At 70.0% G+C, this 22372-nt stretch carries 17 protein-coding genes and 1 pseudogene; 8 read left to right on the top strand and 10 right to left on the bottom strand.

Features of this window, described 5'->3' with window-relative positions; translation table 11 throughout:
* Window positions 1-6: 6 nt before the first annotated feature.
* From OG524_RS07075 to arc, 3 genes are all read right to left on the bottom strand, one after another.
* The gene (locus OG524_RS07075; RefSeq protein WP_405391797.1) at window positions 7-225 is read right to left on the bottom strand and encodes a ubiquitin-like protein Pup; all 219 of its coding nucleotides are present in this window, start codon (window positions 223-225) and stop codon (window positions 7-9) included.
* A 120-nt stretch (window positions 226-345) separates the two neighbouring features.
* The gene (gene dop / locus OG524_RS07080) at window positions 346-1857 is read right to left on the bottom strand and encodes a depupylase/deamidase Dop (protein WP_384495232.1); all 1512 of its coding nucleotides are present in this window, start codon (window positions 1855-1857) and stop codon (window positions 346-348) included.
* 236 nt (window positions 1858-2093) lie between these two features.
* Complete coding sequence (gene arc, locus OG524_RS07085; RefSeq protein WP_405391796.1) at window positions 2094-3860, bottom strand: proteasome ATPase; 1767 nt, start codon at window positions 3858-3860, stop codon at window positions 2094-2096.
* Between the two features lie 241 nt (window positions 3861-4101).
* Between arc and OG524_RS07090 the strand changes: the two genes are divergently transcribed.
* Window positions 4102-4413, top strand: a complete 312-nt coding sequence (locus OG524_RS07090) for a ferredoxin (RefSeq protein ID WP_405391795.1) — start codon at window positions 4102-4104, stop codon at window positions 4411-4413.
* A gap of 5 nt (window positions 4414-4418) precedes the next feature.
* Here the strand turns inward: OG524_RS07090 and OG524_RS07095 are convergent, their stop codons facing one another.
* From OG524_RS07095 to OG524_RS07105, 3 genes are all read right to left on the bottom strand, one after another.
* The gene (locus tag OG524_RS07095) at window positions 4419-5009 is read right to left on the bottom strand and encodes a hypothetical protein (protein ID WP_405809510.1); all 591 of its coding nucleotides are present in this window, start codon (window positions 5007-5009) and stop codon (window positions 4419-4421) included.
* Window positions 5010-5260: 251 nt separating this feature from the next.
* Window positions 5261-6181 (bottom strand): tRNA (adenine-N1)-methyltransferase, encoded by a 921-nt coding sequence (locus OG524_RS07100; RefSeq protein ID WP_405809512.1) that lies wholly within the window; start codon window positions 6179-6181, stop codon window positions 5261-5263.
* A gap of 73 nt (window positions 6182-6254) precedes the next feature.
* Complete coding sequence (locus OG524_RS07105; protein WP_405812437.1) at window positions 6255-7505, bottom strand: site-2 protease family protein; 1251 nt, start codon at window positions 7503-7505, stop codon at window positions 6255-6257.
* A gap of 170 nt (window positions 7506-7675) precedes the next feature.
* On the opposite strand from OG524_RS07105, the gene OG524_RS07110 reads away from it, so the two are divergent.
* Together OG524_RS07110 and OG524_RS07115 are read left to right on the top strand one after the other, a co-directional pair.
* On the top strand, window positions 7676-8521 hold the full coding sequence (locus tag OG524_RS07110; RefSeq protein ID WP_405812438.1) for a RecB family exonuclease: 846 nt from the start codon (window positions 7676-7678) through the stop codon (window positions 8519-8521).
* 9 nt (window positions 8522-8530) lie between these two features.
* Complete coding sequence (locus tag OG524_RS07115) at window positions 8531-9202, top strand: response regulator (protein ID WP_405391792.1); 672 nt, start codon at window positions 8531-8533, stop codon at window positions 9200-9202.
* A 69-nt stretch (window positions 9203-9271) separates the two neighbouring features.
* Here OG524_RS07115 and OG524_RS07120 read toward each other — a convergent pair.
* The 3 genes and pseudogenes from OG524_RS07120 to metH all read right to left on the bottom strand — a co-directional run.
* Window positions 9272-9995, bottom strand: a pseudogene (locus OG524_RS07120) (ABC transporter substrate-binding protein); the annotation flags it as partial.
* Window positions 9996-10345: 350 nt separating this feature from the next.
* Window positions 10346-11044 carry an HAD family hydrolase gene (locus OG524_RS07125; protein ID WP_405809514.1) on the bottom strand — a complete coding sequence of 233 codons (699 nt, stop codon included), beginning with the start codon at window positions 11042-11044 and terminating at the stop codon, window positions 10346-10348.
* A gap of 140 nt (window positions 11045-11184) precedes the next feature.
* Window positions 11185-14697 (bottom strand): methionine synthase, encoded by a 3513-nt coding sequence (metH, locus tag OG524_RS07130; protein ID WP_405809516.1) that lies wholly within the window; start codon window positions 14695-14697, stop codon window positions 11185-11187.
* Between the two features lie 241 nt (window positions 14698-14938).
* Between metH and OG524_RS07135 the strand changes: the two genes are divergently transcribed.
* The 5 genes from OG524_RS07135 (at window position 14939) to OG524_RS07155 (ending at window position 21115) form a co-directional block, all read left to right on the top strand.
* Complete coding sequence (locus OG524_RS07135; protein WP_405391789.1) at window positions 14939-15703, top strand: IclR family transcriptional regulator; 765 nt, start codon at window positions 14939-14941, stop codon at window positions 15701-15703.
* Window positions 15704-16055: 352 nt separating this feature from the next.
* Complete coding sequence (locus tag OG524_RS07140; RefSeq protein WP_405809518.1) at window positions 16056-16847, top strand: MIP/aquaporin family protein; 792 nt, start codon at window positions 16056-16058, stop codon at window positions 16845-16847.
* 42 nt (window positions 16848-16889) lie between these two features.
* Complete coding sequence (gene glpK, locus OG524_RS07145) at window positions 16890-18425, top strand: glycerol kinase GlpK (RefSeq protein ID WP_405391787.1); 1536 nt, start codon at window positions 16890-16892, stop codon at window positions 18423-18425.
* Window positions 18426-18431: 6 nt separating this feature from the next.
* Window positions 18432-20042 carry an FAD-dependent oxidoreductase gene (locus OG524_RS07150; RefSeq protein ID WP_405391786.1) on the top strand — a complete coding sequence of 537 codons (1611 nt, stop codon included), beginning with the start codon at window positions 18432-18434 and terminating at the stop codon, window positions 20040-20042.
* 113 nt (window positions 20043-20155) lie between these two features.
* The gene (locus OG524_RS07155; RefSeq protein WP_405391785.1) at window positions 20156-21115 is read left to right on the top strand and encodes an LLM class flavin-dependent oxidoreductase; all 960 of its coding nucleotides are present in this window, start codon (window positions 20156-20158) and stop codon (window positions 21113-21115) included.
* A 77-nt stretch (window positions 21116-21192) separates the two neighbouring features.
* Here the strand turns inward: OG524_RS07155 and OG524_RS07160 are convergent, their stop codons facing one another.
* Complete coding sequence (locus OG524_RS07160) at window positions 21193-22350, bottom strand: LLM class flavin-dependent oxidoreductase (RefSeq protein WP_405391784.1); 1158 nt, start codon at window positions 22348-22350, stop codon at window positions 21193-21195.
* Window positions 22351-22372: the final 22 nt, after the last annotated feature.

Raw genomic sequence — 22372 nt, forward strand, 5'->3', positions numbered from 1 at the left:
TAAGCCCTATTCCCCACCCTTCTGAACAAATGACCTCACGAAATCCTCAGCGTTGGCCTCGAGGACGTCGTCGATCTCGTCGAGGACGTCGTCGACGTCGTCGCTCAGCTTCTCCTGTCGCTCCTGCAGGTCCTCGGAGACCTGCGCGTCCTGCGCCTGCTCCTCGGTTCCCTCGGTGGAGCGTGTTGCCTTCTGCTGTCCGCCGCCGGTGTCCTTGGTCGCCATGTAGCTCACCCCGCTCGGTTCGAAGCACGTGATCAGACCCTACCTACGGGGTCCGACATTGGCCCGGTACTTGTCTCAACGTCCGGAGGTCTCTTGATTGATTCCCAGCCGACGGCCTTTTCAGCCGCCGGACAGCGTCCGGACCAGCTCTTCCGCGGTACGGCAGCGGTCCAGGAGGTCCTTGACGTGTTCACGGGTCCCGCGCAGCGGCTCCATCGTGGGAACCCGTTGCAGTGAGTCACGGTCGGGCAGGTCGAAGATGACCGAGTCCCAGGAGGCCGCGGCGACGTCGTCCGCGTACTGCTCCAGGCAGCGTCCCCGGAAATAGGCCCTGGTGTCCTCGGGCGGCTTCGTACGGGCCCGCTCGACGTCACTCTCGTCCAGCAGGCGCTTGATCCTCCCGCGGGCCGCCAGGCGGTTGTAGAGGCCCTTGTCGGCCCTCACGTCGGCGTACTGGAGGTCGACCAGGTGCAGACGCGGCGCGTCCCAGTCCAGGCCGTCCCTGCGCCGGTAGCCCTCCATGAGCTCCTTCTTGGCGACCCAGTCCAGCTCGCCCGCGAGGCTCATCGGATCGTTCTCCAGGCGGTTCAGGGTGTCCTCCCAGCGGGCCAGGACGTCCCTGGTCTGCTCGTCGGCGTCCGCCCCGTACCGCTCCTCGACGTACTTGCGGCCCAGCTCGAAGTACTCCATCTGCAGTTGTACGGCGGTGAGTGTCCGGCCGCTGCGGAGCGTGACGAGCTGCCGCAGCGTCGGGTCGTGCGAGACCTGGTGCAGGGTGCGCACCGGCTGGTCGACCGCGAGGTCGACGTTGATGAAGCCGTCCTCGATCATGGCGAGGACCAGCGAGGTCGTGCCGAGCTTGAGATAGGTCGAGATCTCGGAGAGGTTCGCGTCGCCGATGATCACGTGCAGCCTGCGGTACTTCTCGGCGTCGGAGTGCGGTTCGTCGCGGGTGTTGATGATGGGGCGCTTGAGCGTGGTCTCCAGACCCACCTCGACCTCGAAGTAGTCCGCGCGCTGACTGAGCTGGAAGCCGTGCTCACGGCCGTCCTGGCCGATGCCGACCCGGCCGGCGCCGGTGACGACCTGGCGGGAGACGAAGAACGGGGTCAGATGGCGCACGATGTCGGAGAAGGGGGTTTCCCGCTTCATCAGGTAGTTCTCGTGCGTGCCGTAGGACGCGCCCTTGTTGTCGGTGTTGTTCTTGTAGAGGTGGATCGGCTGGGCGCCCGGGATGGCGGCGGCCCGCTCGGCGGCCTCCGCCATGACCCGTTCGCCGGCCTTGTCCCAGAGCACCGCGTCGAGCGGGTTCGTGATCTCGGGTGAGCTGTACTCGGGGTGCGCGTGGTCGACGTACAGCCGGGCACCGTTGGTGAGGATGACATTGGCGAGGCCGATGTCCTCGTCGGTGAGCTGGCTGGAGTCGGCGGTCTCGCGGGCGAGGTCGAAGCCTCGCGCGTCGCGCAGCGGATTCTCCTCCTCGAAGTCCCAGCGGGCGCGGCGCGCCCGGTGCATCGCCGCCGCGTAGGCGTTGACGATCTGGGACGAGGTGAGCATGGCATTGGCGTTGGGTTGACCGGGGACGGAGATCCCGTACTCCGTCTCGATGCCCATCACTCGCCGTACGGTCATGCGGCCCTCCTTGCCCGGCGGTGCTCCCGTCCGGGAGCGCCGCTCAAGTACCGCTGCTGGTCCGGTACGCGTGCGGTGCCCGTCCCCGCGCTGCGCGACTCGGCGGTACGGCAGAGCCTAGAGCGCCTCTGCGCCGGTGGGGAGATCAATTGCGTCATTGTTCGGGTGTGGCCGGACCTGCCGGGAAAACGGCCGGCTGCGGATACCCTGCCGGGCATCCGCAGCCGGTCTGCGTTTTACAGGTACTGTCCGGTATTTGCCACCGTGTCGATGGAACGACCGGTGTCCGCACCCTGCTTTCCGGTGACGAGTGTGCGGATGAACACGATCCGCTCGCCCTTCTTTCCGGAAATCCTGGCCCAGTCGTCCGGGTTGGTGGTGTTCGGCAGGTCCTCGTTCTCCTTGAACTCGTCCACACATGCCTGGAGGAGATGGGAGACGCGCAGGCCCTTCTGGCGCTGCTCGAGGAATGCCTTGATGGCCATTTTCTTCGCCCGGTCCACGATGTTCTGAATCATCGCTCCGGAGTTGAAGTCCTTGAAGTACAGGACTTCCTTGTCGCCGTTGGCGTAGGTGACCTCGAGGAAGCGGTTCTCCTCGGATTCCGTGTACATCCGCTCCACGACGGACTGGATCATGGCGTGGGCGGCGGCCTCCTTCGAGCCGCTGTGCTCGGCCAGGTCGTCCGCGTGCAGCGGCAGCGAAGGCGTGAGGTACTTCGCGAAGATGTCCTTCGCGGCCTCCGCGTCCGGACGCTCGATCTTGATCTTCACATCAAGACGGCCGGGCCGCAGGATCGCGGGGTCGATCATGTCCTCGCGGTTGGAGGCGCCGATGACGATGACGTTCTCCAGACCCTCCACACCGTCGATCTCGGCGAGCAGCTGGGGGACGATGGTGTTCTCCACGTCCGAGCTGACACCGGAACCACGGGTGCGGAAGAGGGATTCCATCTCGTCGAAGAAGACGATGACGGGGGTGCCCTCGCTCGCCTTCTCCCGGGCACGCTGGAAGACGAGGCGGATGTGCCGCTCGGTCTCGCCGACGTACTTGTTGAGGAGCTCGGGGCCCTTGATATTGAGGAAGTAGCTCTTCCCCGTGGGCTGTCCGGTGACCTCTGCGACCTTCTTGGCCAGCGAGTTGGCCACGGCCTTGGCGATGAGCGTCTTGCCGCAACCGGGTGGACCGTAGAGCAGGATGCCCTTCGGCGGGCGCAGTTCGTGCTCCTTGAAGAGGTCCGGGTGGAGGTAGGGGAGCTCGACCGCGTCGCGGATCAGCTCGATCTGGTCGCCCAGACCGCCGATCTTGTTGTAGTCGATGTCCGGAACCTCTTCGAGGACGAGCTCCTCGACCTCGCTCTTCGGCACCACTTCGTAGACGTAGCCGGACCTGGGTTCGAGCAGGAGGGCGTCGCCGGGACGGATGGTGATGTCCAGCAGAGGCTCGGCGAGCCGCACCACCCGTTCCTCGTCGGTGTGCCCGACCACCAGGGCGCGTTCGCCGTCCTCGAGGATCTCCTTGAGGGTGACGATGTCCCCGGCCCGCTCGAATGCCATGGCCTCGACCACGTTGAGCGCTTCGTTGAGCATCACTTCCTGGCCTCGCCGGAGGCCCTCGAGCTCGACGCTTGGGCTGACGTTCACCCGGAGCTTGCGGCCCCCGGTGAAGATGTCGCAGGTGCCGTCCTCGTTGACCTGCAGGAAGACACCGAAGCCGGCCGGTGGCTGGGCCAGCCGGTCGACCTCCTCCTTGAGGGCCACGATCTGGTCGCGGGCCTCACGGAGCGTACTGGCGAGCCGCTCGTTCTGCGCGGACACGCCTGCCAAGTTGGTCTGCAGCTCGACGATCCGCTCTTCGAGAATCCTCGAATGACGCGGAGAGTCGGCGAGCTTTCGTCGCAGGACGGCGATTTCCTGCTCGAGATAGGCAACCTGGCCGGCTGGGTCTTCTGACCCCCGCACGGGCCGGATGCCGCGGTTGATGTCGTCGTCGTGGGCTGCCACGGTCCTCACCTCCTCCAAGGGGAGCTGGACGCTTCCTGACCCTACCTGCGTGGGTGATGATTGAAACCCCTAGATCACAAAGACTCGGGGGTGTGTCCGATCTTCACCCTTGCGCTCTCCCTCACGCCAGGGGAATACCCACCCTTCGGCATCGGAATGCCGCCGGTTGTATCGTCGAAGCGTCCAACACCCGTCAGGGCTGGCTTCAATTGGTTCAGATACGCAGGAAACGGCAGGACACATGACCGTGCAGCAGGACGCCCCGGGCGACAGCGCCACGCAGGACCTCGAGGTCTGGATCGACCAGGACCTCTGTACGGGCGACGGCATCTGCGTGCAGTACGCACCGGAGGTGTTCGAGCTGGACATCGACGGCCTGGCGTACGTGAAGAGCTCCGAGGACGAGCTCCTCCAGGACAAGGGCGCCACCACCCCGGTGCCGCTGCCGCTCCTCCAGGACGTGGTGGATTCGGCCAAGGAATGCCCCGGCGACTGCATTCACGTACGTCGCGTTTCGGACAATGTGGAAGTCTTTGGACCCGACGCGGCGTAACCAGCTCAGACGCTCAGCGCGGTGTCCCCGGCCGAGGACGACCTGACGAAGGCGTTGCCCTTCCACTGCCAGAGTGCGCTCTCCTCCTCGTCGGGGCAGCAGCGCGGCACGTCGGCCGAGGAATAGCCCAGCAGGGTCGCCGAGATCCGGCCGTCACGGACGGTGAAGTCGGTGACCGTCAGCTTCTGAGCGGGGTCCACCAGGGTGGCGACCACCCGGGGTGCGGCCCCGCTCTTCTGTGTCAGGACGTAGACGCCGCTGGGCGGTGTGCCGGAACCGGCGGCGCAGCGGACGACCGCGACGGTCTCGGGCCTGCCGTCGCCGTCGAGGTCCCCGGGGGCGCTGTCGGCGACGGTCTGCCCGGCGCCGCTGCAGTCGAACGGGAAGACGACACCGGCGGGATCGGGCGCGGCGGCCGGTGGGGCGCCGTGCCGGGCGCCGGTGCGGTGCTCGGACGCCGAGGCCGTCGCGGTGGCCCCGTCGGGCTGGAGCAGTCCCGCGGCCGCGACGACGGCGGCCATGGCCGCGGCCGTGGCGAGCCAGTGCACCGGCTTGGTGTCGGTGTGCGCGAGGTCCGGGAGCGCGGAGGTCTGCACGCGGTATGTCTCCTGTGGTTCATGGGTGCCTGGACAGGCGGTGCCGGGCGGATGCCGACGGGCGGGGGTGGCCAGCATCGTGCCACACCTCACACCGCAGGGGAACCGCGGGGTCGCTGCCGCCGGGCCGTCGGCCACGGAAAGGCGCCGCCGTCGGGTTCCCCGGGTCGGTCCGGGGAACTCGGCGGCGGCGCCTGTGCGTTGTGGTGGGTGACCGTGGTCCGGCGGCCGGTGCCACGGCTCCGGCCGGGTCAGTCCTCGGTGGCGGCGGGGGCGGCGGATCCGCTCCGGCTGCCGGGACCCTTGTAGTCCTCGCCGTACGCACCCTTGGAGGGGCGGCGGCGGCGCAGCGGCGGCTCGACGCCGTCCGCGAGCCGGCGGGCGGTGACGAGGAATCCCGTGTGGCCGATCATCCGGTGGTCGGGACGGACGGCCAGGCCTTCGACGTGCCAGTTGCGGATCATCGACTCCCACGGCTGCGGTTCGGCGAAGCAGCCGATCTCGCGGATGGATTCGACGGTCCGCGAGAGCTGGGTGGTGGTCGCGACGTACGCGCAGAGGATGCCACCGGGCACGAGTGTCTTGGAGACGGCTTCCAGGCACTCCCACGGGGCGAGCATGTCCAGGACGACACGGTCGACGTCGGTGTCCGACAGGTTGTCCTGGAGGTCGCCGACGGTGAGCTGCCAGGCGGGGTGCGGGGAGCCGAAGTAGCGCTCGACGTTCTGCTGGGCGATTTCGGCGAAGTCCTCGCGGCGCTCGTACGAGTGCAGCATGCCCTGCTCGCCGATGGCGCGCAGCAGGAAGGTGCTGAGCGCTCCGGAGCCGACACCGGCCTCCACGACGCGGGCGCCGGGGAAGATGTCGCCGAAGGCCAGGATCTGGCCCGCGTCCTTGGGGTAGACCACGGCGGCGCCGCGGGGCATGGACAGGACGTAGTCGGGGAGCAGGGGGCGCAGCGCGAGGTAGGCGACGTTTCCCGTGGTACGGACAACACTGCCCTCGGGAGCACCGATCAGCTCGTCGTGCGGGAAAGAACCCTTGTGGGTGTGGAAATTCTTTCCGGCTTCGAGCGTGAAGGTGTAGTGGCGTCCCTTGGGGTCGGTGAGCTGGACCTGGTCCCCGACTTTGAATGGGCCGCGACGGCGGGCGGCACCGGTCGGTTCGGACATGTGAGCAGCCTACCGGTATTTCGGCGGCCCCCCTTGCGGGGTCCCCCGGCCGCCGGGTGGTGTGGGGCCGCTGTCAGGCCGAGGGCCGGGCCATGGCCGCGACGAAGGCGCGTTCGACGTCGACGGTGGACAGGACGCCGTAGATCTCCCCGGTGTCCTCGACCACCAGGTACTCGGTGGCCGGGGTGGCCTTGAGGCGGTCCAGGAGTGCTTCACCCGCGAGCTCGGCGGGGACCTTCATCCCGTCGGTGATGTCCTGGGCGAGGCCGCTGACGGCCACCCAGGGCCGGCGGTGTTCGGGGACTCCGACGATGGCCGCCTCGCGGACGACGCCCTTGGGGTTGCCCTGTCCGTCGACGACGACGAGGGCGCGGGCGCCCGCCTCGTTGGCGCGGCGGAGCGCCTCGGAGAGCGGAGTGGCGGACTCGACGGGGACGGCGCGGCGGGTGAGGGTGCGGGCGCGGAGGTCGGGGAGGTGTTCGCGCAGCCGCGCCATGCGCAGGCTGTTGCCCGCGCCGGTCCAGATGATCCCGGCGAGGATCGCGGCGAGCAGGGCGTCGGTCACGGTCTCGAAGCCGCTGATCTCACTGGTGGCGTTGCCGAGGGCGCCGGTGTGGGTGAGCAGCGGGAGGCCGACGAGGACGGTGACGGCCAGGCCGCGGCCGACCCACGCGGCGGCGACGGTGCCGCTCATGGGCTTGCCCGTGATCTTCCAGACCACGGCACGGAGCATGCGTCCGCCGTCGAGCGGGAGGCCGGGCAGCAGGTTGAAGGCGGCGACGATGAGGTTGGAGATCATCAGTCCGGCGAGGAGCACGCCGGGGATGGTGCCCGCCTCGACGAACTGGAGGGGGATGTAGAAGAGGCCGCCGAGGACGAGGGAGAGCAGGGGGCCCACGAAGGCGAGGACGAATTCGCGGCCCGGGGTCTCGGATTCCTTCTCGATCTCGGAGACGCCGCCGAAGAACTGGAGCTGGATGCGGCGGACCGGCAGCTTGTAGTGCAGGGCGGCGACGGTGTGGGCGAGCTCGTGGACGAGCACGGAGGCGTAGAAGGCGATCGCGAAGAAGAGCGCGACGAGGTAGCGGGCTCCGCCGAGTCCGGGCAGGACGCGGTCGAGCTGGCCGCCGAAGACCCAGGTGATCAGCGCGGCGACGACGAACCAGCTGGGTGCCACGTACACGGGCACACCGAAGGGGCGGCCCATCAGGAGGCCGCCGCCGGGGTCCGCCGGCCGTCGCGGTTTGCCCTTGTCCGGTCCGGTGCCGGGGTCCGATCCCCCTGCGCCGGGCAGCGGGCGCCCGCTGTCGCCGCTCTCGTCCACGTGGTCCCTTCGGTCGATGGCGTCTGCCACGATCATGCAGTGTGCGAGCTCTGTGGTCGATGGTATGCCGCTGGGTGTCGGTGGCGGGCCGTAGGGTCTTCGGCATGACCTCCGTACCGCGCCCGCACCGGCCACCTTCGTCCCTGTCGCCGTCGCGCGCGAGCGATTTCATGCAATGCCCTCTGCTGTACCGCTTCCGGGTCATCGACAAGCTGCCCGAGAAGCCCAGTGAAGCGGCTACCCGGGGCACGCTGGTGCATGCCGTGCTGGAGCGGCTGTTCGACGCCCCCGCCGCGGAGCGCACGGCGCCGCGGGCGAGGTCGCTCGTGCCCGGTCAGTGGGACCGGTTGCTGGAGTCGAAGCCGGAGCTGGCCGAGCTGTTCTCCGGGGACGCGGGGGGCGACCGGCTCGCCGGGTGGCTGGGTGAGGCGGAGCGGCTGGTGGAGCGGTGGTTCTCGCTGGAGGACCCGACGCGTCTGGAGCCCGCCGAGCGGGAGCTGTTCGTCGAGACGGAGCTGGATTCGGGGCTGCGGCTGCGCGGGGTGATCGACCGGATCGACGTGACCCCCACGGGCGACGTCCGGATCGTCGACTACAAGACGGGCAAGGCGCCGCGGCCGGAGTACTCCGAGGGCGCCCTGTTCCAGATGAAGTTCTACGCGCTGGTGATCTGGCGCCTGAAGAACGTGGTGCCCCGGCGGCTTCAGCTGGTCTATCTGGGCAGCGGTGACGTGCTGACGTACGACCCGGTGCCTGCCGATCTGGAGCGGGTGGAGCGCAAGCTGCTCGCCCTGTGGGACGCGATCCGGCTGGCGACGGAGACGGGTGAGTGGCGGCCCCGGCCGACGAAGCTGTGCGGCTGGTGCGACCACCGGGCGGTCTGCCCGGAGTTCGGCGGGACTCCCCCGGTATATCCGCTGTCGGTCCGCCCGGCCGAGTCGGTGGAGGGTGTGCAGGGCAGAATGGAGCCGGTCCGGGCCGAGGGCGGCCGGCCGGCGGCCCTCGAAAGCCCTTAAGGAGATTCCGTGGCAATCCGCGTCCTGCTCGTCGATGACCAACCGCTGCTGCGCACCGGCTTCCGGATGATCCTGGAGGCCGAGGGCGATCTCGCGGTGGTCGGTGAGGCCGGTGACGGCCTGCAGGCCATCGACCAGGTGCGGGCCCTGCAGCCCGATGTCGTGCTGATGGACATCCGGATGCCGCGGATGGACGGCGTCGAGGCCACCCGTCAGATCACGGGTCCGGAGCGGAACGGCCCGGCGAAGGTCCTGGTGCTGACGACCTTCGATCTCGACGAGTACGTGGTGGAGGCGCTGCGCGCGGGTGCCAGCGGCTTCCTGCTGAAGGACGCTCCGGCCAACGAACTGGTGCAGGCCATCAGGGTGGTGGCGGCCGGTGAGGCGATGCTGGCGCCGAGCATCACGCGCCGGCTGCTCGACAAGTACGCGGACCATCTGCCCTCGGGCGAGGATCCCGTCCCGGACGCGCTGCACACGCTCACCGACCGCGAGGTCGAGGTGCTGAAGCTGGTGGCGCGCGGTCTGTCGAACGCGGAGATCGCCGCCGACCTCTTCGTGAGCGAGACGACGGTCAAGACGCATGTGGGCCATGTGCTGACGAAGCTGGGCCTGCGTGACCGGGTGCAGGCGGCGGTCTACGCGTACGAGAGCGGGCTGGTGCGTCCCGGCGCGCAGTGACCGGGCACGGTGCGCGGAAACGATGACGCGGTCCGGAGCCGGTGGGTCCGGACCGCGTCGGCGTACCGGTCAGACGGTGTTCTTGAGCTCCCAGAGCTGGAGGTCGGCCGAGGAGGTGACGGCCCACTCCACACCGGTCAGGCCCTCGCGGGAGGCGACGTACTGCTTGCCCTGCCAGACCGGGAGGACGGGGACGCCGGTGGCCACGATGTCCTGGATCTTCGTGAAGGTCTCGGCCGCGGCGCCGCGGTCCGCCACCCGCCGCGACTCCGGGATGAGGGTGTCCTGGACGAGGGTGGACCCGTAGGGCGAGTTGAGGAAGTTGTCCTTGTCGAGGAACGGCGCCGTGTACGTGTCCGGGTCCGGGAAGTCGGGGAACCAGCCCATGCCGTAGACCGCGTAGTCACCTTTTGCTCTGCGCGGGGCGGTACTTGGCCCACGGGGTGCCCTTGACGTCGACCTCGAAGAGCTTCGAGTCGTTGAGCTGCTTGCCCAGCGCCTTGTACTCGGCGGCGGTGGTGGGGCCGTAGTGGTCCGTCGTGTAGTTCAGCGTGAACTTCACCGGGGTGGAGACGCCGGCCTTCTCCAGGATCTTCCCGGCCGCGTCGACGTCGGGCTCGCCGTACTTGTTGAAGAAGGAGTTGGTGTGGTTGGTGATGCCGGTCGGGATGAGCGAGCAGAGCGGTTCGGCCTTGATGTCGAGCACGCGCTGGATGGAGTACTTCACGTCGTCCGGAGTGACGGGCGTGCCATCGGCGAAGGTGAGGCCTCGCGGAGCGTGCAGCGGTAGCTCTCGTTCTCCGTGCAGGTGAAGCCGCAGGTCTCGGCCGGAGGCCCTTGACCGGCGCTTCCGCGACCCGTATCCACTCGGTGACCGCCCATGACGGCGTGTCCGTGCCGCACCCGGGAATGATTCGTACAGCGGTCCATGAATCTGGACTTTTGGGTTCCGGAAACGGGCCGCCGGGCTCGGCACGGACCCCGGCGGAGGTCACACCAGGTGGTTGAGGTCACTCCCCCGCCGGGTCCTCGCCACTGACATCAACCTGGCTTATGCGCTGAGCCCGAGAGGGTTCCACACGCCGCGCACGCCGGAACCTCGCCGTTCGTTCACAAGGTGACGCCCGGTGCGCGGCCGGCCCTTCACCTCTCCGTGACCAGGGCACGCAGGAACGTCAGATTCACCTGTTCGAGTGAAGGTACGACCGCCCGTCCCGGCGCGGGGGCGATCGGCGCCACGGACGGCACGGCGACCACCCGGCAGCCCGCGGCCTCGGCCGCGGCGACGCCCGTCGCGGTGTCCTCGACGACCGCGCAGCGCCACGGGTCCGCCCCGAAACCGGCGGCGGCGGCGAGGTAGGGATCCGGGTGGGGCTTGGTGCGGGTCACCTCGTCACCGGCGACGGTGAGAGCGAAGTGGTGGCGGCCCACGGACTCCAGCACCCGGTCGATGATCCGCCGGTGCGAGGCGGAGACCAGGGCGGTGGGCACCTCGTGCGCCGCCAGCTCGGCGAGCAGCCGTGCGGCACCCGGCATCAGCGGCACTCCGCGGCCGATGCGCTTCTCGAAGCGGTCGTTGAGCAGGACCGTGATCTCCTCGATGGCGATGTCGGCGCCCGTGACGTCGATGAGGTAGCCGGCGCTTCGGGTCATCGGCCCGCCGACGACCACGTCGCGCCAGGCCTCGTCGAGGCGGTGTCCGAGGTCGGCGAAGACCTCGACCTCCACGTCCCACCAGAAGCCCTCGGTGTCGACCAGGGTGCCGTCCATGTCGAGAAGGACGGCCTGCAGGGCGGAGCCCTCGGCCGTGCGGGTCAGGGACGCGGGGACCGTACTGGTCATCCGGCACACCTCCATGAGGGACGAGAAGGCCGGCCGCGTTCCCGGTGGGAACGGCGACCGGCCTGCACTGGACCGACCAGTGTACGACTCGTCCGGATACGGCGCGTGGAGCGGCGCCCTACCGCGCGTTGAACGGCGTACTACCGTGCGTTGAAGTACTTCGCCTCGGGGTGGTGGATGACGATCGCGTCCGTGGACTGCTCAGGGTGCAGCTGGAACTCCTCGGAGAGCTTCACCCCGATGCGCTCGGGCTCCAGGAGCGCGGCGATCTTCGCCCGGTCCTCCAGGTCGGGGCAGGCCCCGTAGCCCAGCGAGAAGCGCGCCCCGCGGTACTTCAGCGCGAACATGTCCTCGACGTCGGACGGGTCCTCCCCGGCGAATCCCAGCTCGCTGCGGACGCGTGCGTGCCAGTACTCGGCGAGCGCCTCGGCCAGTTGCACGGACAGTCCGTGCAGCTCCAGGTAGTCGCGGTAGGAGTTCGCCTCGAAGAGTTCGGCGGTGGCCCCGCCGATCTTCGAGCCGACCGTGACGACCTGGAGGCCGATCACGTCCGTCTCGCCCGACTCCTCGGGACGGAAGAAGTCCGCGAGGCAGAGGCGGCGGCCGCGGCGCTGGCGCGGGAAGGTGAAGCGGGTGCGCTCCGAGCCGTCCTCGTGCAGCAGGATCAGGTCGTCGCCCTTGGACACACAACGGAAGTAGCCGTAGACGACGGCCGCCTCCAGCAGGTTCTCGGTGTGGAGCTTGTCGAGCCAGCCGCGCAGGTGCGGGCGGCCCTCAGTCTCCACCAGCTCCTCGTACGTCGGTCCGTCGCCCGCACGGCCCTGCTTGAGGCCCCACTGGCCCTTGAAGAGGGCGCCCTCGTCCAGCCAGGAGGCGTACTCCTTGAGCTGGATGCCCTTGACGACCCGGGTGCCCCAGAACGGCGGCTCGGGGACCGGGTTGGTGACGGACACGTCGGAGCGCACGCCCTCCTCCGGCTCCTGGACCTCCGGCACGGCGACGTCCCGCCTGGGCACCCTGCGCTGCTTCAGCTCGGGGAGGGTGGCCCCGGGGACACCCCGCTTGACCGCGACGAGGGCGTCCATGAGGCGCAGCCCCTCGAACGCGTCGCGGGCGTAGCGGACCTCGCCCTCGTAGATCTCGTGCAGGTCCTGTTCGACGTAGGCCCTGGTCAGGGCGGCCCCACCGAGGATGACCGGGTAGTCGGCCGCCATCTTGCGCTGGTTCAGCTCCTCCAGGTTCTCCTTCATGATCACGGTGGACTTCACCAGGAGGCCGGACATGCCGATGACGTCGGCGCGGTGCTCCTCGGCGGCGTCCAGGATCGCGGAGACGGGCTGCTTGATGCCCAGGTTGACCACGTTGAAGCCGTTGTTGGACAGGATGATGTCGACGAGGTTCTTGCCGATGTCGTGGACGTCGCCGCGGACGGTGGCGAGCACGATGGTGCCCTTGCCGTCGGCGTCCGACTTCTCCATGTGCGGTTCGAGGTGGGCCACCGCGGTCTTCATGACCTCGGCGGACTGCAGCACGAACGGCAGCTGCATCTGACCGGAGCCGAAGAGCTCGCCGACCACCTTCATGCCTGCGAGCAGGGTGTCGTTGACGATCTCCAGCGCGGGCCGGGTCCGCAGCGCCTCGTCGAGGTCGGCCTCCAGTCCGTTCTTCTCGCCGTCGATGATGCGTCGCTGGAGCCGCTCGTCCAGCGGCAGGGCGAGCAGTTCCTCGGCCTTGCCCTGCTTCATCGACTTCATGTTGACGCCCTCGAAGAGCTCCATGAGCCGCTGCAGGGGGTCGTAGCCCTCCTCCCGGCGGTCGTGGATGAGGTCGAGGGCGACCTTGACCTGCTCCTCCTCCAGCCGGGCGATCGGCAGGATCTTGGAGGCGTGCACGATCGCGGAGTCCAGACCCGCCTTCACGCACTCGTCCAGGAAGACGGAGTTCAGGACGACGCGGGCGGCCGGGTTCAGGCCGAAGGAGATGTTGGACAGGCCCAGCGTGGTCTGCACGTCGGGGTGACGCCGCTTGAGCTCGCGGATGGCACCGATGGTGGCGATCCCGTCCTTGCGGGACTCCTCCTGGCCCGTGCAGATGGTGAAGGTCAGACAGTCGATGAGGATGTCCGACTCGTGGATGCCCCAGTTGGTGGTGAGGTCCTCGATGAGCCGCTCGGCGATGGCGACCTTGTGCTCGACGGTGCGGGCCTGGCCCTCCTCGTCGATGGTCAGCGCGATCAGCGCGGCGCCGTGCTCGGCGGCCAGCCCGCTGACCTTGGCGAAGCGGGACTCGGGGCCGTCGCCGTCCTCGTAGTTGACGGAGTTCAGTACGGCCCGGCCGCCCAGCTTCTCCAGACCGGCGCGCAGGACGGGCACCTCGGTGGAGTCGAGCACGATCGGCAGGGTGGAGGCGGTGGCGAAGCGGCCGGCCAGTTCGTCCATGTCGGCGACGCCGTCGCGCCCCACGTAGTCGACGCAGAGGTCGAGCATGTGCGCGCCCTCGCGGATCTGGTCACGGGCCATCTCGACGCAGTCGTCCCAGCGTGCGTCGAGCATGGCGTCGCGGAACTTCTTGGATCCGTTGGCGTTCGTACGCTCGCCGATCGCGAGGTACGAGGTGTCCTGGCGGAACGGCACGGTCTGGTAGAGCGAGGCCGCGCCCGGCTCGGGGCTCGGGGTACGGGGGGTGAGCTCGGCGCCCCGGACCCGTTCGACGAGCTGCCGCAGGTGCTCGGGCGTCGTGCCGCAGCAGCCGCCGACGAGCGAGAGCCCGTACTCCTGGACGAAGGTCTCCTGGGCGTCGGCCAGGCCCTCGGCGTCGAGCGGGAAGTGCGCCCCGTCCTTGGTGAGCACCGGCAGTCCGGCGTTCGGCATGCAGAGCAGCGGGATGCGGGAGTGCCGGGTGAGGTAGCGCAGGTGTTCGCTCATCTCGGCGGGGCCGGTCGAGCAGTTCAGGCCGATCATGTCGACGCCGAGCGGTTCGAGCGCGGTCAGCGCGGCACCGATCTCGGATCCGAGCAGCATGGTGCCGGTGGTCTCGAAGGCCAGCGAGCACAGCACCAGGAGGTCGCTGCCCATCGCCTCCAGGGCGCGCCGCGCACCCAGCACGGCGGCCTTGGTCTGCAGGAGGTCCTGCGTGGTCTCGATGATGAGCGCGTCGGCGCCGCCGGCGATCAGCCCTTCGGCGTTCTGCTGGAATCCGTCGCGCAGGACCGTGTAGGGGGCGTGGCCCAGCGTCGGCAGCTTGGTGCCGGGGCCGATGGAGCCGAGCACCCAGCGCTGCCGGCCGGTGGATTCGGTGAACCGGTCGGCGACCTCGCGGGCGATGCTCGCGCCGGTCTCGGAGAGCTCGTGGATCCTGCCGGGGATGTCGTACTCACCGAGGGCGGAGGCGTTGGCCCCGAAGGTGTTGGTCTCGACGCAGTCCACGCCGACGGCGAAGTACTCCTCGTGCACCGAGCGGACGATGTCGGGCCGGGTCACGTTCAGGATCTCGTTGCAGCCTTCGAGGTTCTCGAAGTCGTCGAGCGTGGGGTCCTGGGCCTGGAGCATCGTGCCCATGGCACCGTCGGCCACGACCACTCGGGTGGCGAGAGCCTCTCGGAGGGCTGCGGCTCGGGTCCGGCTGTCAGCGGAAGGGGTCGGCAACGAGGCCATGGATGTTCTCCCTGGAATGCGACGGCTGTCGGCTTTGCGCCCTTCTGCAGAGGAGGGCACGCGGCCAGCGTAGCGGGGCGGGGCGCGGGGCGGTCGTCGCGTCCCACGGGGCGGACTGCATGCTGTGCGAGGACCGGGGCCCGGTCGCACGGTGGGGCGGAATCGTCGCGCCACCGGACAGAGGTCGGCATCGACCGATAGTGTTCAGCATTGTCGAACCGAGGTGGAGGAGTACGGCGCGATGGCCAAGAACATCCAGTCGCTCGAGCGGGCAGCGGCGATGCTGCGTCTGCTGGCGGGCGGCGAGCGTCGGCTCGGGCTCTCCGACATCTCGTCCTCGCTGGGGCTGGCCAAGGGCACCGCACACGGCATCCTGCGCACGCTCCAGCACGAGGGCTTCGTCGAGCAGGACGCCGCGTCCGGCCGCTACCAGCTCGGCGCCGAGCTGCTGCGTCTGGGCAACAGCTACCTCGACGTGCACGAGCTCCGGGCCCGCGCCCTGGTGTGGACCGACGACCTGGCCCGCTCCAGCGGCGAGAGCGTCCACCTCGGCGTACTGCACCAGCACGGCGTCCTGATCGTCCATCACGTCTTCCGGCCCGACGACAGCCGCCAGGTGCTGGAGGTGGGGGCGATGCAGCCGCTGCACTCCACCGCCCTGGGCAAGGTCCTCTCCGCCTACGACCCGGTCGCGCACAGCGAGGTCGTCGAGGTGGAGCGCCGGCCCTTCACCCCGCGCACCGTCACCGACGAGCAGGAGTTCGAGTCCCTGCTCGACCTGATCCGGGCACAGGGCTGGGCCTCGGACGTGGAGGAGACCTGGGAGGGCGTGGCGGCGGTGGCCGCCCCGGTCCACGACCGGCGCCGCATGCCGGTCGGCGCGGTGGCCGTGACGGGCGCCGTGGAACGCGTCTGCCCTGACGGGAGACTGCGCCCCGAGCTGATCGCCGCCGTGCGGGACTGCGCCCGCGCCGTCTCCCGGGACCTGGGCGCCGGACGCTTCTGAGCGCACGCCCGCCTCCCGGGACCTGCGCGCCGGGCGCTTCCGGCCGCACGTCCACCTACCGGGACCGGGCGCTTCCGGACGCACGCCGTGCCCTCGGTAACGATCGAGCCCTCGCGCGAGTCCCACGTCACAGAACTCTTGACGCTTCCTTCATTCGGGAGAAACATTGCCGTTCACCGGTCGACATTGTCGAACGCCTAACGGCAATACGCGTTAGGGTGTGACAGTGCCGAGGGCCGGTCAAGCCCTTGCAGGTGCCGTGCCCGTATGTGACGGGTACCCACCTGGGGCGCGATCCACCGGAGGGACCCGGTGTTTCGCCTTCCCCTGGACGAAGGACAAAGGAGTCGTGGTGTCCAGCTCCGACATCTTCATCGGCGAGACCATCGGTACCGCCGTACTCATCCTGCTCGGCGGCGGTGTCTGTGCCGCCGTCACGCTCAAGCGCTCGAAGGCGCAGAACACCGGCTGGCTGGCCATCACCTTCGGGTGGGGTTTCGCCGTACTGACCGGCGCCTACCTCGCCTCCGGCGTGTCCGGTGCCCACCTGAACCCGGCGGTCACCCTCGGCCTCGCGATCCAGGGCGGCACCGAGTGGAGCGACGTACCCCTGTACCTCGCCTCGCAGCTGCTCGGCGCGATGATCGGTGCCGTGCTCGTCTGGGCCGTGTACTACGGACAGTTCCACGCGCACCTCACCGATCCCGAGATCCTGAAGGCACAGCCCGCCGAGGAGGGTCTGGCCGACCAGTCGGCCGCCCCCGGGGCCGGCCCCGTGCTCGGCATCTTCTCCACCGGTCCGGAGATCCGGAACGCGGTGCAGAACGTGGTCACGGAGGTCATAGCCACCGCCGTGCTGATCCTGGCGATCCTCACCCAGGGTCTCAACAACGACGGCAACGGACTCGGCACGCTCGGCGCGCTGGTCACGGCCCTGGTCGTCGTCGGCATCGGTCTGTCGCTCGGCGGCCCGACCGGCTACGCGATCAACCCCGTACGTGACCTCGGTCCGCGCATCGTGCACGCGCTGCTGCCCCTGCCGAACAAGGGTGGTTCCGACTGGAGCTACGCCTGGGTACCGGTAGTGGGACCCCTCATAGGCGGCGCTCTGGCCGGCGGGCTCTACAACCTCGCCTTCGCCTGAGCCGTGACCCTCCAGACCGCACAGACTCCCGGGAGCCACACCGTGACCGACGCACACACCACCGGCCCGTTCATCGCGGCCATCGACCAGGGCACCACGTCCAGCCGCTGCATCGTCTTCGACAAGGACGGCCGGATCGTCTCCGTCGACCAGAAGGAACACGAGCAGATCTTCCCCAAGCCCGGCTGGGTCGAGCACAACGCGACCGAGATCTGGGAGAACGTCCAGGAAGTCGTCGCGGGGGCGATCGTCAAGGCCGGCATCACCTCCGCCGACGTCAGGGCGATCGGCATCACCAACCAGCGCGAGACCACGCTGCTCTGGGACAAGAACACCGGTGAGCCCGTCCACAACGCCCTCGTCTGGCAGGACACCCGCACCGACGCGCTCTGCAAGGAGCTCGGCCGCAACGTAGGCCAGGACCGCTTCCGCCGTGAGACGGGCCTGCCGCTCGCGTCGTACTTCGCCGGTCCGAAGGTCCGCTGGCTGCTCGACAACGTCGAGGGGCTGCGCGAGCGAGCCGAGCGGGGCGACATCCTCTTCGGGACCATGGACTCCTGGGTCATCTGGAACCTGACCGGCGGCACCGAGGGCGGCGTCCACGTCACAGACGTCACCAACGCCTCGCGCACCCTCCTGATGAACCTCCACTCGATGCAGTGGGACGACAAGATCGTCCAGTCGATGGAGATCCCGCCGGCCGTTCTGCCCGAGATCCGGTCCTCCGCCGAGGTGTACGGCACCGCCAAGGGCGGCGTCCTGGACGGGATCCCGGTGGCGTCCGCGCTCGGCGACCAGCAGGCCGCGCTGTTCGGCCAGACCTGTTTCGCCCAGGGCGAGGCCAAGTCCACGTACGGCACCGGCACCTTCATGCTGATGAACACCGGCCACACCCCGGTGAACTCGTACAACGGGCTGCTGACGACGGTCGGGTACCGGATCGGCGACCAGAAGCCGGTCTACGCCCTCGAGGGGTCCATCGCCGTCACCGGTTCGCTGGTGCAGTGGATGCGCGACCAGATGGGCCTGATCAAGTCCGCGGCCGAGATCGAGACACTGGCCTCGTCGGTCGAGGACAACGGCGGCGCGTACTTCGTGCCCGCGTTCTCCGGCCTGTTCGCCCCCTACTGGCGCCCCGACGCGCGCGGTGTCATCGCCGGTCTCACCCGGTACGTGACCAAGGCGCACATCGCCCGCGCCGTGCTCGAGGCCACCGCCTGGCAGACCCGTGAGATCAGTGACGCCATGACGAAGGACTCCGGCGTCGAGCTGACCGCGCTCAAGGTCGACGGCGGCATGACCTCCAACAACCTGCTGATGCAGACGCTCTCCGACTTCCTGGACGCGCCCGTGGTGCGCCCCATGGTCGCCGAGACCACCTGCCTCGGCGCCGCCTACGCCGCCGGTCTCGCCGTCGGCTTCTGGCCGGACACCGACGCGCTGCGCGCCAACTGGCGCCGGGCCGCCGAGTGGACACCCCGCATGGACGCGGACACCCGCGACCGCGAGTACCGGAGCTGGCTCAAGGCCGTGGAGCGTTCCATGGGCTGGCTCGACGATGACACCGCCGAGGAGTAGATCGACATGACCACCCTGCAGAGCGTCCCCGCCCTCGGGACGCATCCGGCCTCCGGCTCCCTCCCGAGCCGCGCCGAAACCCGGGAACAGCTTTCCAAGGCGACGTACGACCTCCTGGTGATCGGCGGCGGCATCCTGGGCATCTCCACCGCCTGGCACGCCGCGCAGTCCGGCCTGCGGGTGGCCCTGGTGGATGCCGGCGACTTCGCCGGCGCCACCTCCTCCGCCTCCTCCAAGCTCCTCCACGGCGGTCTGCGTTACCTGCAGACCGGCGCGGTGAAGCTGGTCGCGGAGAACCACTTCGAGCGGCGCGCGGTGTCCCGTCAGGTCGCACCGCACCTGGCCAACCCGCTCACCTTCTACCTGCCGGTCTACAAGGGCGGACCGCACGGTGCGGCCAAGCTCGGTGCGGGCGTCTTCGCGTACTCGGCGCTGTCCGCGTTCGGTGACGGTGTCGGCCATGTGATCAGCCCGGCCCGTGCGCAGCGCGACGTGCCCGAACTGCGCACGGACAACCTCAAGGCCGTCGCGGTCTACGGCGACGACCAGATGAACGACGCCCGGATGGCGCTGATGACGGTCCGTGCGGCCGTCGACGCCGGCGCCGTCGTCCTCAACCACGCCGCCGTCACCGGGCTGCGCTTCACCCGGGGCCGGGTCACCGGCGCCGAGCTGGAGGACCGTCAGGACGGTACGGAGTTCGGCGTGAACGCCCGCCTCGTGCTGAACGCCACCGGCCCGTGGGTCGATCACCTGCGGAAGATGGAGAACCCGGACGCGGCTCCGTCCATCCGGCTGTCCAAGGGCGCGCACCTGGTCCTCAGGCGCACCCGCCCGTGGAAGGCGGCGCTGGCGACGCCGATCGACAAGTACCGCATCACGTTCGCCCTGCCGTGGGAGGACATGCTGCTGCTCGGTACGACCGACGAGGAGTACGAGGGCGACCCGGCCGATGTCGCGGTCACCGAGAAGGACACGGCGCAGATCCTGGACGAGGCGGCGTTCTCCGTCCGGGACCAGCAGCTGTCCCGGGACCTGATCACGTACTCCTTCGCGGGGCTGCGGGTGCTGCCGGGCGGTCCGGGGGGCACCTCGAAGGCCAAGCGCGAGACGGTCGTGACCGAGGGCCGCGGTGGCATGCTGTCGGTCGCGGGCGGCAAGTGGACGACGTTCCGCCACATCGGCCGCACGGTGATGAACAAGCTGGCGGCGCTTCCCGGGCACCCGCTCGCCGAGGACATGGAGCCGATGTCACGGCTGCCGCGGAAGCTGCCACTGCCCGGTATCGCGAACCCGAACGCGGTCGCGCACCGGCTGATGGTCGACGGCGGCACTCCGGGTCCGCGGATGGCCGCCGACACGGCACGGCACCTCGCCACCCACTACGGCTCGCTCTCCTTCGACATCGCGCGGCTGGCGAACGAGAACCCGGCGCTGGCGGGCCGGATCCACCCGGACGCCCCGGAGATCTGGGCTCAGGTGGCGTACGCCCGCGACCGCGAGTGGGCCGAGACGGCGGACGACGTGCTGCGCCGCCGCACGACGCTGACGGTCCGTGGCCTGGCGACGGACGAGATCCGGGCCAGGGTCGAGGACGTGCTGGCGGACCGGCACTGACACTCCGTACGGAAAGTGGGGGCGGCTCCGGGAGGAGCCGCCCCCACGCGTGCGCCCGCGCCGTGCCACACCGAAGCCACACGCGCGCAATGCGATAAGAGGACAGTGGACGGATGACCTTACAAGAGGGATTTCATCTGTCGGCGGCTCTCAACGGCGCCGGGTCCCATCCCGCCGCTCCCGCACGGCCGTTCACGCCGGAGCAGTACACGTCACTGGTGCGGAGCGCCGAGGCGGGGCTGCTGGACTTCGTCACCGTGGAGGACGGCCCCGGACGGCTCGACTCCGCCCTGCTGCTCGCGCTCGCGGCCACCGCCACCGATCTGATCGGGCTCGTTCCCCTGGGCCCGACGACGGGCGACCCCGAGACGTGGGCGACGCGGATCGCGACGCTCGACCACGTGAGCGCGGGACGGGCGGGGGTACGGCCGCGGGCGACGACGAGCAACCCCGAACACGCCCGGCTGGTGGCTCTGCTCGGGACCCCCGAGGGCGACCGGCGGATACGTGAACTGTTCGCGCAGGCCGACGAGTTCCTGACGGCCGCGACGGCGGCCTGGGAGACGGCGGTCCACCCCGTGCAGAGCAGTCCTCCCGTCACGGTGCTCGCGCACGCCACGGTGCCCTACCGGCTGGCCGCCGCCCATGCGGACGTCGTCTTCGTGACGCCCCGGGACACGTCCGGGCTCGTCGCCATCCGGAAGGAGGTCGAGGCGCTGCGGGAGGAGGCGGGACGGCCGGCGGGGACGCTCCGCGTGTTCGCCGACGTCAACGTCGTGCTGGGCGCCGGTCAGGAGGCCGCCGACGAGCGCAAGGCCCGGCTCGACGAGGCCGCGGGCACCGCCTTCACCTCGGACGCGGCGGTCTTCACCGGCACGCCGGAGGGACTGGCGGACCTCCTGGAGGAGTGGTTCCGCGAGGGGGGTGCCGACGGGTTCCGGCTGCGGCCGGCCGTGCTCCCCGACGACCTGGACGCGATCGCCGCCGATCTGGTGCCCGTCCTGCAGCGGCGCGGGCTCTTCCGCACGGAGTACACCGCGCGGACCCTGCGCGGCCACCTCGGCCTGGACTGACCGACGTCCCGCTCCCCGCGCGGAGGTCCGGAGTGCCGGGCCGTCCGTGCGGGGTGCCGGGTCCGGCTGTCCGGGCTTCAGGCCCCGGACCGGGCCTCGGCGAAGGGGACCTGGGCGGGCCCGGGGTCGGCCGGGCCGTCCGGGTGGGCCCAGAGGCCGCGGGCCGCGAGCCGGGGCAGGACGCCCTCACCGAACCAGTACGCCTCCTCCAGGTGCGGGTAGCCGGAGAGGATGAACTCGTCGATGCCGAGCCGGTGGTACTCCTCGATCCGCTCGGCGACCTCCTGGTGGCTGCCGACGAGCGCGGTGCCCGCGCCGCCGCGGACGAGGCCGATACCCGCCCACAGGTTGGGGTGGATCTCCAGGCGGTCGCGGCCACCGCCGTGCAGGGCGAGCATCCGCTTCTGTCCGTCGGACTCGCTGCGGGCCAGGCCCTCCTGGACGGAGCGCACGGTGGCGGGGTCGAAGCCCGCCAGGAGGCGGTTCGCCTCGGCCCAGGCCTGCGCGGAGGTGTCCCGGGCGATGACGTGGAGCCGGATGCCGAAGCGCACGGTGCGGCCCTCGCGCTCGGCGAGCCCCCGTATCCAGGCGATCTTCCCGGCGACCTGGGCGGGCGGTTCGCCCCAGGTGAGGTAGACGTCCGCGTGCCGGGCCGCGACCACGCCGGCGGCGGGCGAGGAGCCGCCGAAGTACACCTCGGGCACCGGGTCGGGGACCCGGGTGAGCCGGGCGTCCTCGACGGTGAGGTGCTCGCCCTTCAGATCGACCGTCCTGCCGTCCCACAGGTCCCGGACGATCTCCAGGAACTCGCCGGTGCGGGCGTAGCGTGCGTCCTTGTCGAGGAAGTCGCCGTAGGCGCGCTGCTCGTGGCTCTCCCCGCCCGTCACCACGTTGAGGAGCAGCCGCCCCCCGGTCTGGCGCTGGTAGGTGGCGGCCATCTGCGCGGCGAGCGTGGGTGAGACGAAGCCGGGCCGGAAGGCGACGAGGAACTTCAGCCGTTCGGTGTGCTGGCTGACCATGGCCGTGGTCAGCCAGGCGTCCTCGCACCAGGCGCCGGTGGGGGTCAGGACCCCTTCGAAGCCGAGGTGTTCGGCGGCACGGGCGATCTGGGCGAGGTAGCGGACGGTGGGCGGACGGTCGCCGCCCGCCGCGGTGACGGGGGTTCCGTGGCCGCCTCCGACTACGTGGCGGCTGTCGCCGTTGGTGGGCAGGAACCAGTGGAAGGTGAGGGTCACCTGTGATCTCCGATCGGGGGTG

Origin of the sequence: Streptomyces sp. NBC_01520, assembly GCF_045040375.1 — a bacterium.
Classification (GTDB): Bacteria; Actinomycetota; Actinomycetes; order Streptomycetales; family Streptomycetaceae; genus Streptomyces.